We start from the raw sequence: 13531 nt of genomic DNA, 5'->3' as shown, positions 1-13531 counted from the left end.
TGCAAACGCCGAAACACCAAAGTAGTTTGTAGAGCTGGAAAAGCTCCTGCGCATAATCCCAAGCTTCGCATAATTTCGATTATGCAGAGATTTGCATAAAAGAAAGAATGCACTATTTGCCGGTTCCGACGCCGGGGCCGAACACTGGGCGACCATCGCCTCGCTCATCGAGACTGCCAAGCTCAACCATGTCGAGCCACTGGCCTATCTCTCAGACGTCCTCACCAGGATCGCCAACGGCCATCCAAATAGCCAAATCGACGACCTGCTGCCGTGGACCTATGCCGCAAGGCACGAACTCAAAGCCGTGGCCTGAAAACAGCGCTTACGCAATCTTAGCTCGTCGTGCAAATTCAAGAAGAATTGGCTGGGGAACCTGGGAACCAACTCTATGTCGCATCCAAGGGAGCCTAAACGCCTACTGAGAGGAATCTCGCCAGCGCGCCAAAAGCTTCCAACCCGGCGTTTCGACCAAATGGGGCTAGAAAAAATGACGGGTGGCCATTCACAGCCGGCGACGATCACGGATTTTGCAGAAATGAGCCGGCGACCGGATCGGCGACAACCCTCCCGCAGCCGTTCTCTCGTCATGACGAAAGATCGGCGCTGCGATTAAGCCCTCCTGCAGGTAGAGAGTCTCTCCCTCAGATTGGGAATGAATCCTTGTATGGTATCGTCCGGTTGGCTGAACTCTTCAATGTGTCGGAACAATGTCCAGCGTTGTTCGGCATCGGCCGGGAGTTGAGGTCCACGCACATTGGATCCATTGACCTTCGCCGAGAATTCCTCATGCGAGCGCGTATAATAGTGATTGAAGCGTACAGTATTGACCTTGAATTTTAAGGGGTCCTCCCTTGGATAACGTGGTAGCGGTTCGCCGTCCTCGTTCACGCCGATCTTGTTCGTGCCTTTCAGGTTGAACCAATGGGCGCTCTCGATCGATCTGATCTGAGCTGGCTGAACGATCGACTTGACGTTTAGAAGCTTTGGATATTCGCGCTGGGCATCCATGGGAACTGCCTGTCGGAAGTTTTCCGTGACCAGACCCGTGGGCCGAACCGCGTGGCCGCTCGTTCCAAAATTGACACCGGCGACACAAATCGCCTGCTCCTGCTCCCGCGCCTGCAAAAACTCCATCAAGGAAGGCGCATGCGTCGGAAACATGAATTCATCCAGGTCGAAGAAAGCCATCCAGCGGCTGCGTGATCCGAAATTGCTGACGGCATGAGCATAGGCTAAAATCTGGGTGTTTGCCCAAACGCTGAAGGGACGCCACGGAACGACAGTAACAATGCCGGCATTCTCATAGCCTCTCAGTATCGACAAGGACTGATCCGTCGATCCGTTGTCATAAATATAAAAGTGAGAAATGCCAACCAGCAGATGAAATTGAATCCACTCATCGAGATACTCACCCTCATTCTTTGCGACTGTGACGCAAGACAAATAATGATCAGGGTGTGTCGTCACGACGGACTGCGGAACAACAATAGGTTCCCTTACGAGAATTTTTCCGTTGCGGGCCTGGCGGCGTTTTCTGAGCGTGGCCTTAAGCCCGTGCCACATATGCATTATTCGCTCCAGTCATCCTTGTAAGCCTGCATCAGACAGCTAAGCTCGACATCGTCGAAACGCAAGAGGCGGCGAAGTCAGGGAGGGGGCTTGCCTTGCTGATGCAATTTATCCAGCAACCGCCGCGGTGCTAAGGCTCGTCATGGCGAGTCCCGAGACATCTGAAACCCGCCAGGCTGAGGCTTCATCCGCGCAGGTGAGCTACGTGGAAGTCCCATAATAGGGGCGGCTCACGCCGCACACTAATAACCAGAGTCTTATTAAATCTAAGGAAGTACTGACGGTTCGGATCCTTCACATTAGGTCGATTGCTCGGCTTGGGCCTCCAGAAACAGCTCGACAAATAAAGCATCCATCGCTGGCCCGTCGTAGGAAGCCCAAGAACCAAGCCATGGCGCAGCCTGTCATAGCCGTCGACGCCCTAGTGACCAAGGCGATCGCCGCGATCCGCTGCCCGACCATGAGCACACTGCGGACCGCGCAAGCCGGAGCGCGGCCGTCAATAGAGCACGCCGCAATACGCTCGAAAAGGTTAATGGCTTTGTCGACGTGGCGAAGCAGAGCGCGCGCTGGCATCCAGGTAATCGCGACGCGTTCCAAGCCAGCCACGAGTTTGTGACCGTCGAAGCCTTCAGATCCGTGCTGCGTAGAGATAAAGTGTGTTTGCATCGGATCCCATCTTGCAATCTGATAACTATTTGCTGCAAAGGTAATTTTTAGACTCTTGGGGTCGGTTCACCCCTTACTTTGAGATATTCAGGCTAAGCATGAGCTGGAGTGATACTTCGAATGGCAAATTTGCTCGCGCAGATGCATAAAATCATCTACCGCCGCATCAGATATACCCTGACTAGGCCCAAGCCTCCGGAAACCACTGTGCCATTTACGGGCCCTGTCGTGGTCGTCGGATCTGCACCCGTTTCCCAAAAGCCCGTCGGCTTCGATGAGACATATCGCATCATTTCGGTGAACGCCTCGCAAATCGCCGTCCATGCTTGGGGCATCGATGCGCCCGACATCACACTGGTTGGCTTCAACGAGCTCCAGGGCGGCAATACGGCAGCCGTGGAGACAAGGCGCGTCCTCACCGGGCACCGCACCGGCGCTCTCTATGTTCTCACCTGGCGGCGGGGGCAGAAGCGCCAGGGCCGCGTAGAAAACAACCTAAACTCGTTCAACTATTCCTACCGGGATCTTCACCTCGTGGGCCGCTATCAGCGCATCGCGTTGATGCACAAAACCAGCGGACTGGTGAACCTTGAACTCGACGCTGAAACCAAGTGCTCGAACGGAATGATCGCAGTGCTGTTTGCATTATACAACGGCGCCAGCGCGGTCATCATAACCGGCATAAATCCTCATTCGAATGGCCACATATACAACAGCGCCAATCTGACCCGCAAACATACCCGTTTCGACCGGGACATCCTAATAAGGCTGCTCAGGCAAGGCTATCCCATCTACACAGCCGATCGGCAGGTCTCGGATGAAGTCGGCCTGCCGCTTTGGCAGGGCGACAAAGAACCAAGATCCAAGGCGGCACAACAAGCAACCGGCAATTTACAACAGCGATCTTCCCGGGCTTGTCAATCGAGATGATCCAGTTCAGCTCAGGCTGCCAAAGAACACACCGCCAAGACCATCCGCGCCATCTTGTTCGCCAAAGCAACAGCGACGTTGTACGGCTTCGTCGCCAGAAGCTCGGCGGCCCGCGCGTCGGTGCAACCTTAGCCTTGCGGCTGAAGCGAAGCGCCGAGAAGTCGCCGGAGTTAAGGGGCCCTCGTTTGCTGATCTCTCCGATCCGGTCTTTGCCACCAGATGAGTTCTGCCGCGGGTATCAGTCTTATCCACGCCAAATTGTCGGGCCGGATTTTAAGAGCGGGTGTGTCACTGTCGCGACCATTTGCGCTGGAAGCCAATTCCAGTGACGGTCCCGAGGCGACGGCTCAGTTCGTTCGAGGAATGCTACACGTGAATTTGGACGATTCATCTCGCTGACCTTCTCGTGCACCGCCCGCAACTGCCCGATCAGTGAAAGAAGCGCGGACCGCGCAAGCGGTGAGCTGAGATCGCGATCATCGTCTTCGATCAACGCGATCAGCATTCCGACGCCGGCAATGCCCTGTCGCGGCACTCAACTAAGTGGCCGCGCACGGCGTTCGCCAGCATCCTCCCCTGCCGGATCAAAAGCACGCAAACCCCTGCAGCATCAGTACACTCTGTTGCTCCTCGCTCTTTGCCGGAACAATGCGAATCGTCGGTCGCGTCAACGCCTCGCAAATCGTCTCATCATCCGTCGCGTCATTCTTCTGCCGCTCACGTATGGCTTGACGTATGACGATGGCGACGAGTTTCAGTTTGGTCCAGATCAGGTTCTTGCGCTGGCCGGAATATCTCACCGGACGCGCCGACACCTTAATCGTGTCCATCGCAGCGCGAAGATCCAATGCCTAACTTGCTTTGAAGCCAGTTCCGACCGATCCGACATAGACCAGCTGGCCCTCCCTCTGCACAGCCACCAGCAGCGCCGATATTCCCGGACGCCGAGCTGGACCTGTGATGGCCAACAATGGCGAAGTCGTCGCTCTGGATGCATTCGATCTTCTGCCATTCGCCGCCGCGCCCGCCGCGATACGTGCTGTTCCGGTCTTTAGCGATGATGCTTTCATGTCCGCTTTCCGCCGCGGCCGCCGAGTGACTGCTGAGGCTTGCCGAAATCGACCGGCCCAGCTCATTGAACACGACGCCCTCGCCATCCAATGTCTCGTTGAAAGCGGAAGGCGCCGCGCCGCGGCGGCAATGGCAGGAAAACGATCGGTCCAGTCATGACCGCCGCTGGACAGTATCCTGATGCCCTTCGCTCGATATGAACGGCCAGGCGATAGCCGTCCCATTTCACCTCAAACGCCCACTGCCGTCCTTTCGGCGGCCGTGGCTTCAGCAGCGCCAGGCACGGATCGATGCGAGCCGGCATCGGATCGAGAAGCAGTTGCGGCTCGGCTGGGTCGCGCCGCCTGCGGGGCCGGCTGCGGAGAGGTGCTTCGGCAGCACCGAGCAGCGGCTTAGAAGGCTTGCGAGGCGGCTTTGTCATGCCGGCAGTTCAGCAGCAACACCTTAAAAAGCAATTTTCCTAGAGTGATTATTATCTACGTCCTACGCAAATATTATAAGACCGGCGGCTAGCGCATCCCCAGCCAGTCCATCCGAGCGGGGCGATTGAGTTGCCTTGTAATTTGCAATTGCAGCGCATTCTCAAACCAACTAGAAAGTTGACGAAGTATAGTGTTGATTCGCAGGGGAAGTTTTTGAAGCAGAGGGCCGTGATATTCTGTTCTGATGTCAATACGATGGGCGAACCTCTGGTCCCGCCGCAGGGCTTGCTGCTCCTGGGAAATTGCCGCAAACCAACTCGGCTCAACATTGACCTGCGAATTTCCGATGACGGCGAATGCCAACGTGGATTGCGTGCGGACATGCCGGCGGCTGACTGCCTTCCACGTCCTCGTCAAGGTTCGAAGTGCGAAGTGAGTGGCAGGTTCCCCGCTTTCGAAGAAGAAGGTTGGACGACCTCGGGAATACTGGATTGGGCAGCGGCCGATTGCGCAGAGCGCATACTTGAAAAGTGTATCTAGAGCTGCGGTGAAGGCGAATGAAGGTTTTCAATGTCTTGCCTCCGGACGCCTGGAAGACGTTGATGTCGCGCTATTCCCATATTGTGCTGGTGGCAAACAGCGAAGCTGTCGATTTCCAGCGGCTGCGGAGCGAATTGCCGCACACGGCCCTCTACGTCTTCTTCAACAAGGTCTATAAGGTGCTCGACGAGCCCTTCTCCGGCCATTCGGTGTTGGTGGCCCGCAGCGGCGTGATGGGTGCCAATATCGTTCATCGGCGCGAGGTTGCGGATGTCTTGCGCTTCTTTGGCGGCGACGATTTCCTCGGCGTCGTCAATATCCGGGTCTCCGTCGAGGAAAATTTCAGCGAAACGAGCTGCTTCGAAGGCGCTAAAGCCCGTCACCTCGATCTGACGCAAATGCTCGCCGATCTCTATCCGATCGGCAAGATCGCGACGAGCGGCTTTGCGGTCGCGTTGTGGCTCGCCGATCTGCAGTTGCCGGGCAAGATCCTGCTTGCCGGCTTTTCGGCGAAGCGGAGCGAGAAGTGGAAGGTGTTCGACGTTCATGATTGGACATTCGAGCAGATTTTCCTGCGTCTCTTTGCGCGAATGGGTTCGATCTCGATGATGGGCGGCGTCGATGCCAGCCCCTATTCCGCGCTTGCCAAACGGTTTCCCGAGGTGCCGCCGATCGAGATCGCGATGACCGCGGCTGAAGTCTTGTCGGAGCGGCTCGACAATACCAACAGCCAGATCGACAGGCTGATGTCCCTCACTAAATTCATCCGCGCTGTCGATAATTTCTTTCGGCGGTTCAAACCGAAAACCCGCAAGCAGCGTTTTCTCGAAAAGTCGAAGGGATGACTGTCGCAAGCCTCGCTGACGGCGTGGGCTGCCGAGAAAGCCGCTTCTAAGTTCAATTCACTGTTTACAATGCTCGAGGTGGAAAATGAAACAACAGACGGTCCGGATCTTCGTGGGCTTCGACTCCAAAGAAGTGGTCGCCTACCACGTTCTCGTGCAGAGCATCATCGAGAAGTCGTCGATCCCGGTCGAGTTCTCGCCCATTGCGCTTTCCAATCTTGGCGGGATTTTCACTCGTGAGCGCAATGCGCTGCAATCGACTGAATTCTCTTTCTCGCGCTTCCTGACGCCCTATCTCAGTGGTTACGAGGGCTGGAGCATCTTCATGGATTGCGACATGCTGATGCGTGCCGATATCGCCGAGCTTTGGGCATTGCGCGACGAGCGTTACGCCGTCATGTGCGTCAAGCACGACTACCAGCCGAAGATCGACACCAAGTTCCTCGGCCAGACGCAGACCAAGTACGAAAAGAAGAACTGGTCGAGCTTCATCCTCTTCAACAACGACAAATGCCGCGCGCTGACGCCCGAATACGTCAATACCGCGACCGGGCTGCAATTGCATCAGTTCAAATGGCTGGAGAATGAAGACCTCATCGGCGAATTACCGGTGACGTGGAATTACCTCGTCAATGAATACGACTACCGCGAAGACGCCAAGAACGTCCATTTCACCGATGGCGGGCCGTATTTCGAGGAATACAAGAACGACGATTACGCTGAAGAGTGGTTCGCCGCTCGGGAACGCATGCTATTTGTACAGCAGCGCTCGTAGGGACGTCTGAAAGGCCGCCAAACCGCTGTTACACTACCCGGAGAGAATTCTCCGGGTAATACCGCTAGCGGCGGTCGGATATCCTTCCATCAACCGAGCTTTACTTGCCCATTGCCCTGCCAGAGCGGCAGGCTGACATTCTCGGCGACCTGAGGATCGGCGGTGTAGATGGGGTAACCGAGCCGGACAAGCCTCGCCAACATTTCGCTGTCCATTCGGACATGTTTACGCTCTAGGTTGGCGCTATTGTAGACATGTCCGGTGGAGTTCGGATTTATCCCTGAAAGTATCACCGCCGTCGCGCCGTTGTAGAGCGCAAAAAGCACTGCGATGACGCCGTTTGAACACTTGGTATCGGCGTCGAGCTCAAGATTTAGTTGCCCGCTTACCTGGTGCAATAGAGCGATCCGCTGATAACGATCGATGATGTGGGCCTCTGTGCAGCGGTAGCCGAATTCTTCGAGACCTGCTTGCAATCGCTCGCGGCCATGCCGCCAGGCCAACACATAAAGGGAGCCGGTGCGCTTCCCGCCGAGAACGCGTCTTGTTTCTACGGCACTTTTATTGGTGCCTTCGATTTCGTTATACCCCATCAACGTGATGTCCGGCGCATCGATGCCCCAGAATTGAAGCGCGAGTTGTGAGGCGTTGACCGAGATGATGCGATAAGTTGAGTCGAGACCTAGCGGTTTGTGAGATGTCGGCGCCGACCCCAGAACCACGACCGGTCCAGCAAAAGGCACTGTGGTGGTCGGCGGCGTGGGGTTCCGCAACAGATATTTGATCCGGCGGGAGATGAATTTTTTCGCCGCCGCAAATGTCATCAACATCGGGCAATACCACTTTAGAGATAAGGGCGATGTAACATAACGCCATGTAGGGACGCAAGGCGATCGCCTGCGAACAAGATCGGACACAGAAGGGGGCCTGTCCGTGACCGGCCCTTACAGGCGAAAGGCGCATATTACAGGCAACGCTCTGCAAGGTGCGCTGCCCAGAGTCTTTCATAGCGCCCGGCTTCCGGCATTCACGCGGCGGCGTGGAAGGCGTAGACACGCCCCCGTCGGCCGTGGTCACGGCCTGCTTTCCACGGCGGAAGGAGTGGTTATTCAATGGTTCCCGCCCACGATCGGGGCGAAGAGCACGACAGGGTAATCCACGTCCGCGCTGCTGTGGCGTCCTAATGCAGGTCGGTCAGAATGTTGGCATCGCTTCCCGCGAATCTTGTTTAGTTCGCAAAATTGGCCTATCCGCAGGCAACACTATCAAAACGGGATTTGCTGTCATTGGCGTTGCACGTCAGAATATTCATGGAGGGTGATGAGTTCATGGACGCTTACGCGAACATCCTGCCTGGCGATCCGGCCCCCTGGTTTCACCAGCGATCAATGGCCACGCCTGGCGATGGCAGCGAACTCTTCCACCCCGGCACCCGGGCGGCGACCGGTAGATGACGGCACCTTGCTGGCCTGACTTGGAGATCGATGTTGGAGCGGATTACCAAAAGTCTTACGAGGGCAAGCATTTTTCTGGCGGGATATTTCCTGCTGAATATCGTGCTTCGCATCGCCCTGCCCCATACGCTCGATCTCGACGAGGCGGAGCAATCCTTCTATTCACAATATCTGCTTGCCGGCTACGGCCCGCAGCCGCCCTTCTACAACTGGCTGCAATATGCCATCGTTTCGGTGACCGGCATATCGATGTGGGCGCTTTCGGTACCCAAGAACATCATTCTCTTCGGCTGCTACCTGTTCTACGGACTTGCCGCCCGGGAAGCGCTGAAGAGCCGCTCGCTTGCAACGATCGCCATGCTAAGCCTGATTACCCTGCCACAGGTTGGTCTAATGGCGCAGCGCGAACTGACCCATACTGTCGCGCTGCTGTTTGCGACCTCGCTCTTCCTCTTCGGTTTTTTCCGCACGCTGCGCCAGCCGACGATCGCAAGCTATCTCATCATTGGCATCGCCACCGGCATCGGCCTCATTTCCAAATATAACTTCGCGATCCTGCCGTTTGCCGCCTTCATCGCCGTGTTGCCGGACAGGAAGTGGCGCAGCCGCCTTTTCGACTGGCGTCTGCTGCCGGCGATCGCAATCGCCATCCTGATCGTGCTGCCGCACGCGCTCTGGCTGCCCGATAACCTCGCCCGCGCTTCGCTGCCGACCCTGAAGCGGATGACCGCCGAGCATGAGGCAGCCGCCGGCCTTCCCCGCATCGGACAGGGTCTGTTGTCCCTCGTCATCGCCGTCCTCGGCTTCGTCGCACTGCCGATCGTTCTCTTCGCAGCAGCCTTCCGACGGGATTTCTTCCGTGCGCTTCCCGCGTCCAGTCCGATGATCCGGGTCATCGAGCGAATGATGATCGTGAGCCTGCTCGCCCTCGTGGGTGTCGTCATCGTCGCCGGCGCCAGCGATATCCACGAGCGCTGGCTCGATCCATGCCTGCTCGTGCTGCTGATCTATCTGTTCCTGAAGCTGGAGACCGCAGGTTTCGATCTTTCCGCCGGCCTTGCGCGCTTCCGGCCCGTGATACCGGTCTTCATGACCCTCATCTTGGCGATCCTTCTGCTGCGGATCGTCGCCATTCAATATATCGGCACCTATACGAGAACGAACGTGCCCTTCGCCGGCTTCGTTGACGAACTGACCGCGACCCGCAAGCCGGTTCTCATCGTAGCGGAAACCAAGTTCGTGGCCGGCAACATGAAGCTGGAATTCCCTGACGTTCCCGTCGTGATCCCCTTCTTTCCAGGTTCCGGGGTTCCCGAATATGTGACTGCCAAGGGGCCGGTGCTCGTAATCTGGCGCGGCGAGACCGCCGATGACCCAACAATTTCCCCGGATTTCGCGAACGGTCTCGTGAGATCGGGCATTCACCTGCAGGAGTTGAACACGCTGACCTTGCCCTATCTCTTTAGTGGCGGCAAACGCAGCTTCTCCATTGGTTACTCCTGGGTCGAAGGCGGCGCGAAATAGCGTTACGGCAGGTCAGCCGATTGAGGGGAAAGCCTACGGAGACAACGTCTGCATTCATCCCGCGTAAGAATATCTAATGTCTTTAACCTTTGGAGCCGCGATCCTGCGGTCCTTGATACCCCTTTTGTAGAGATGTTCCGCCGGCGCCAACGCGGGTACGATCTTCGCGCATGGCGGAGATGGGGGCATTGGGTCAGGGTTATCGCGTTTCGCAGAAGAAATCGGTGCTGCTCACGGCGCCGGGTTTGGTCATCGGCGCGGTTGCGTTTGGTGCGGCCGGAGGCTGGACCGCTAGCGACATGCTGGCCTCATGGAACGCTTCTGGCGGCTCCGGTCTATCATGCAGGATCAAGGGCAACGTCTCCATCGAGACGGGCGAGCGCATCTTCCACGTGCCGGGGCAGAAATACTACGCACAGACGAAGATCAGCCCCCAGTATGGCGAACGGTGGTTCTGCTCAGAATTCCAAGCTTGGGCGGCCGGCTGGCGGGAATCGAAATCTGATGTTTCGGCTTAGGGCGACGGCAGCAAAGAGAAGGCTCCACGCGCGCGATCATTGGTGTGTAGCATGTCCCGCCGGCCGATAGCTGTGAAGCGCGCTGGCGGCCCCGTGGGAGGCAAGGCGGAGCACCAGCGCCTGGTGGATCAGGTTCCAATATTCACAGAGCAGATCGAGGCATTCGCGGAGGTCACGGGCGGCTTTCACGATCGCTTTTGGCCGGATCCCACCTAAATCCGTTCCATGTATATTCTGCCATCAGCAGAAAAAATAAAAACCTGTAGAACGCATACTTCTCGCTCTCAGTCTCTTTGCTGCGAAATAAGCCGTACCTGACGGACAAGCCGAGGACGCAAAGGATGCCCCAGCCGATATACAAAATCAGCACACTCCTGAGATACAAGAGCCTACAGCGATAAATGCGACCAAGATCGCCCGGTATATCGTCAGCTGTTTTTCGGGGATCTTCATTGAAATTATTTCACCTAAAACTTCCTTGAAAGCTAGAAGACAGAGAGCAGGTCAGCTCCCTATAGCACAGACTTAATTTGCGAATGGATAAGCAAGCTGAAGCCGCAAGGAGCGATGCGGATCGGAGGACGGAGTTCTTTTCGATGACACGGGCATGGGGGAAGGATCGCACAACTCCGAAGGTTAAAAAGGGAGGTACGGCGGGGGTTGGGGCGAGCCGGCATGTCGCATACATGTCGCATGGAGCTACCGTCAGCAAATGACAACCGTTGTAAACATTGAGAAATCTGTCGCAGCCGATGCAACATGAAAACGGCAGCAAGAAGCAGCGGGGAAGGCCGTAAGTCTTTGTTCTGCCGGGAAAAATTTTGGCTGGGGAACCTGGATTCTCACATGATTTCAGCCACTTAGCAGAAAAGCCTTGAAATTCCCTCTGATTTCCTGTCGCGAGCGACCGTGGATGCCACCTTTGTGCCCTGGCTCTGGGCATCAGTCAACAGGTTGGCGGAGCGGCAATTATTTCCGCTTTCGACCTCAAGTTTGCGATAGGTTGGCCGTAAAGCGCGTACTCGTCTCCCCAGGTGTAGTGCTCTGCAGTCTCTCTGCTTACAATCATGCTTCCCTCGGATCCGCGTTCTTGAGCGCTACCAAGGCTGCGCCTCCCCATCAAGTTCACGACGATGTGCCGATGATCTGCATGCCGGCTTCGCGAAGAGGGCTCAGCAATCCTCTGGGCACTTCCTGCTCACGACAAGCCCATCGACGTCATCGAAGCCGACAACGCTGTATGCAGACACGGCACCGAGCTTTTCCCTAGAGCCAAGCACGACAGTTTCCGCAGCCCGCCGGCAGATCGCCCGCTTCACCGCCGCCTCCTCGCAGTCTCCAGTCGTCAGACCGTGCTCTGCATGGATACCGGTCACACCAATGAAGTACAGATCCTTGCGGATTCGACAGATTGCTTCGATGGCGACTGTGCCGACAGAGACGTTCGAATGCTTGTAGATGCGACCGCCGATTAGCTCCACGTCCAATCCCGAATGATCAAGAAGCGCGGTTGCGACATCGGGACTATGGGTCACGACTGTCGCCTTCACGGCCTTGGGCAGGGCGCGAGAGCCTGATAGTCGTCGTGCCACCGTCCAGGGCAGGCGCCGCTAGCTTATGACAGCAGCTGCGCAGACCAATGAACAAAGGTGCCACTGTTTTTGTCATCCGAAGAGACGTCAGCTCCGGCAAGGGCACGACTAAATGTCAGGGCAAGAACGACATTAACATGGAAACTGCCAATGGTGACGGATGGGAACGCTAGGGAGCGGCTAATTCGCCTTGGGTGGGATCGAACCTTCGTCATTGATAAATCCCCTCCGTGCGAGATAGACGGATAATCGAAGAGTTCGGCTCGCCGGAATGACCGCATCTGTGCCGTGAACCGACCGTCCAATATCAACCACCGGGAATAAGGTTGCTGTCATCCGGGTCAAGAGGTTGCTCCGATGAAGCAGGTCTTGGTTCGCTCGCGGACGTGAAGCAGACACAATACCGTGTTACTCATACTAGGCCTTATACCGTTCGCCAGCGACTGCTGGAAGGCTGGAAGCAGCACAGGTTCACCGGATCAGCAGGTGATCAGGCGCAGAAAACCACTATTCCGACATCTTCTACAAAGTGCTGCTAAACAGAAAGACACCGGTCTGCTATGACTGCAATCAATTCGGCTGCCTCTCCTGGCGGTTTCTCGGAAAAGGCATGCCTCAAGATCCTATCGGGATATCGTCAGCCCACCGTAAGCCGAAGCTTTTACGAGCTCGCGGTAACGCTCGTTCCGTTCGTGCTCCTTTGGGCAGCAGCGTGGCTGGCGGTTCATCTCGGCTATTGGATCGGCATGATCCTCGTTGTTCCAGCGGCCGGGTTCCTGTTGCGCCTTTTCATGTTGCAACATGATTGTGGGCACGGCTCATTCTTCGGAAGACGTCGCTGGGACGACTGGACCGGACGTGTGATCGGCGTCTTGACGCTTACTCCATACGATTACTGGCGCCGCGCACATGCTGAGCACCACGCCTCTGCCGGAAATCTCGACGAACGAGGCGTCGGCGACATCACGACACTGACTGTGGAGGAATATCATGCCCTCACTCCCCGAGGAAAACTAGGCTATCGTCTATACCGGCATCCCATGGTTATGTTCGGCATCGGTCCTGCTTTCCTTTTCTTGTTCAAGCAACGCCTCCCCTTCGGGATGATGCGATCGGGCGTCCTGCCCTGGCTCTCGACGATGGCGACAAACATCGCTGTAGCCGTCCTAGCCGCCCTATTGATTTGGGCAATTGGTTTAGTGCCCTTCCTTCTTGTTCACCTGCCCATTGTCCTGCTCGCGGGATCGGCTGGCGTGTGGTTGTTCTATGTCCAGCACCAGTTTGAAGACACCTATTGGTCGAGGCCGCCAGAGTGGACGTTTCCGCATGCTGCCATGCATGGTGCATCACACTATGATCTACCAAGGCCGCTAAGATGGATCACTGGCAATATTGGGATGCATCATGTGCACCACCTTTCGAGCAAGGTGCCGTTTTACCGACTGCCGGAAGTTCTAAGGGACCATCCCGAGCTCGCGGAACTTGGCCGCATCAGCCTGCGTGAGAGCTTTGCCTGCGTCAAACTCATCCTTTGGGACGAGGCCTCGCAGCGGCTGATTTCCCTCCAGGAGGCAAAGACGCTTCCGTCCTCCAATCCTTAACCCTTAGCGAGATCAGCC

General features: G+C 56.5%; 9 protein-coding genes and 3 pseudogenes. 7 read left to right on the top strand and 5 right to left on the bottom strand.

Annotated elements, in window-relative coordinates; all coding sequences use genetic code 11:
* Positions 1–100: 100 nt before the first annotated feature.
* Positions 101–316 (top strand): annotated as a pseudogene (locus CO660_RS05285) (transposase domain-containing protein); the annotation flags it as partial.
* A gap of 296 nt (positions 317–612) precedes the next feature.
* Here CO660_RS05285 and CO660_RS05280 read toward each other — a convergent pair.
* Positions 613–1572: a glycosyltransferase family 92 protein gene (locus CO660_RS05280; protein ID WP_097597841.1), complete on the bottom strand. Its 960-nt coding sequence runs from the start codon at positions 1570–1572 to the stop codon at positions 613–615.
* A 789-nt stretch (positions 1573–2361) separates the two neighbouring features.
* Here CO660_RS05280 and CO660_RS05270 point away from each other — a divergent pair.
* Positions 2362–3171: a membrane-anchored protein gene (locus CO660_RS05270; protein ID WP_097597840.1), complete on the top strand. Its 810-nt coding sequence runs from the start codon at positions 2362–2364 to the stop codon at positions 3169–3171.
* A gap of 605 nt (positions 3172–3776) precedes the next feature.
* On the opposite strand, the pseudogene CO660_RS33740 reads toward CO660_RS05270, so the two are convergent.
* Positions 3777–3881: pseudogene (locus CO660_RS33740) on the bottom strand (IS110 family transposase); the annotation flags it as partial.
* Positions 3882–3896: 15 nt separating this feature from the next.
* Positions 3897–4663 (bottom strand): annotated as a pseudogene (locus tag CO660_RS05260) (ATP-dependent DNA ligase); the annotation flags it as partial.
* Positions 4664–5221: 558 nt separating this feature from the next.
* Here CO660_RS05260 and CO660_RS05255 point away from each other — a divergent pair.
* Both CO660_RS05255 and CO660_RS05250 read left to right on the top strand, forming a co-directional pair.
* On the top strand, positions 5222–6049 hold the full coding sequence (locus tag CO660_RS05255) for a 3-deoxy-manno-octulosonate cytidylyltransferase (protein WP_097597839.1): 828 nt from the start codon (positions 5222–5224) through the stop codon (positions 6047–6049).
* Positions 6050–6134: 85 nt separating this feature from the next.
* Positions 6135–6824 (top strand): glycosyltransferase, encoded by a 690-nt coding sequence (locus CO660_RS05250; protein ID WP_097597838.1) that lies wholly within the window; start codon positions 6135–6137, stop codon positions 6822–6824.
* Between the two features lie 89 nt (positions 6825–6913).
* Here CO660_RS05250 and CO660_RS05245 read toward each other — a convergent pair whose 3' ends face one another.
* On the bottom strand, positions 6914–7654 hold the full coding sequence (locus CO660_RS05245; protein WP_176536230.1) for a membrane-anchored protein: 741 nt from the start codon (positions 7652–7654) through the stop codon (positions 6914–6916).
* Positions 7655–8308: 654 nt separating this feature from the next.
* Here CO660_RS05245 and CO660_RS05240 point away from each other — a divergent pair.
* Together CO660_RS05240 and CO660_RS05235 are read left to right on the top strand one after the other, a co-directional pair.
* Positions 8309–9802, top strand: a complete 1494-nt coding sequence (locus tag CO660_RS05240; protein WP_097597837.1) for a glycosyltransferase family 39 protein — start codon at positions 8309–8311, stop codon at positions 9800–9802.
* 188 nt (positions 9803–9990) lie between these two features.
* Positions 9991–10320: a succinoglycan biosynthesis protein exoi gene (locus CO660_RS05235; protein ID WP_097597836.1), complete on the top strand. Its 330-nt coding sequence runs from the start codon at positions 9991–9993 to the stop codon at positions 10318–10320.
* A 1172-nt stretch (positions 10321–11492) separates the two neighbouring features.
* Here CO660_RS05235 and CO660_RS05230 read toward each other — a convergent pair.
* Positions 11493–11855: a hypothetical protein gene (locus CO660_RS05230; RefSeq protein ID WP_210421945.1), complete on the bottom strand. Its 363-nt coding sequence runs from the start codon at positions 11853–11855 to the stop codon at positions 11493–11495.
* A gap of 617 nt (positions 11856–12472) precedes the next feature.
* Between CO660_RS05230 and CO660_RS05225 the strand changes: the two genes are divergently transcribed.
* Positions 12473–13513: a fatty acid desaturase gene (locus tag CO660_RS05225; RefSeq protein ID WP_097597835.1), complete on the top strand. Its 1041-nt coding sequence runs from the start codon at positions 12473–12475 to the stop codon at positions 13511–13513.
* The last annotated feature ends 18 nt before the right edge of the window (positions 13514–13531 follow it).

The organism is Rhizobium sp. L9 (genome assembly GCF_002531885.1).
In the GTDB taxonomy this organism is placed as follows: domain Bacteria; phylum Pseudomonadota; class Alphaproteobacteria; order Rhizobiales; family Rhizobiaceae; genus Rhizobium.
Note: the sequence above shows the minus strand (reverse complement) of the source record. Positions and strands in the feature narration are given on the sequence as shown.

What these genes read in the sequence shown, in the direction of transcription:
- CO660_RS05245 (WP_176536230.1), bottom strand. Translation starts at nt 7,654, where the DNA reads ATGTTGATGACATTTGCGGCGGCGAAAAAATTCATCTCCCGCCGGATC.
- CO660_RS05225 (WP_097597835.1), top strand. Translation starts at nt 12,473, where the DNA reads ATGACTGCAATCAATTCGGCTGCCTCTCCTGGCGGTTTCTCGGAAAAG.
- CO660_RS05270 (WP_097597840.1), top strand. Translation starts at nt 2,362, where the DNA reads ATGGCAAATTTGCTCGCGCAGATGCATAAAATCATCTACCGCCGCATC.
- CO660_RS05240 (WP_097597837.1), top strand. Translation starts at nt 8,309, where the DNA reads ATGTTGGAGCGGATTACCAAAAGTCTTACGAGGGCAAGCATTTTTCTG.
- CO660_RS05250 (WP_097597838.1), top strand. Translation starts at nt 6,135, where the DNA reads ATGAAACAACAGACGGTCCGGATCTTCGTGGGCTTCGACTCCAAAGAA.
- CO660_RS05255 (WP_097597839.1), top strand. Translation starts at nt 5,222, where the DNA reads ATGAAGGTTTTCAATGTCTTGCCTCCGGACGCCTGGAAGACGTTGATG.
- CO660_RS05280 (WP_097597841.1), bottom strand. Translation starts at nt 1,572, where the DNA reads ATGCATATGTGGCACGGGCTTAAGGCCACGCTCAGAAAACGCCGCCAG.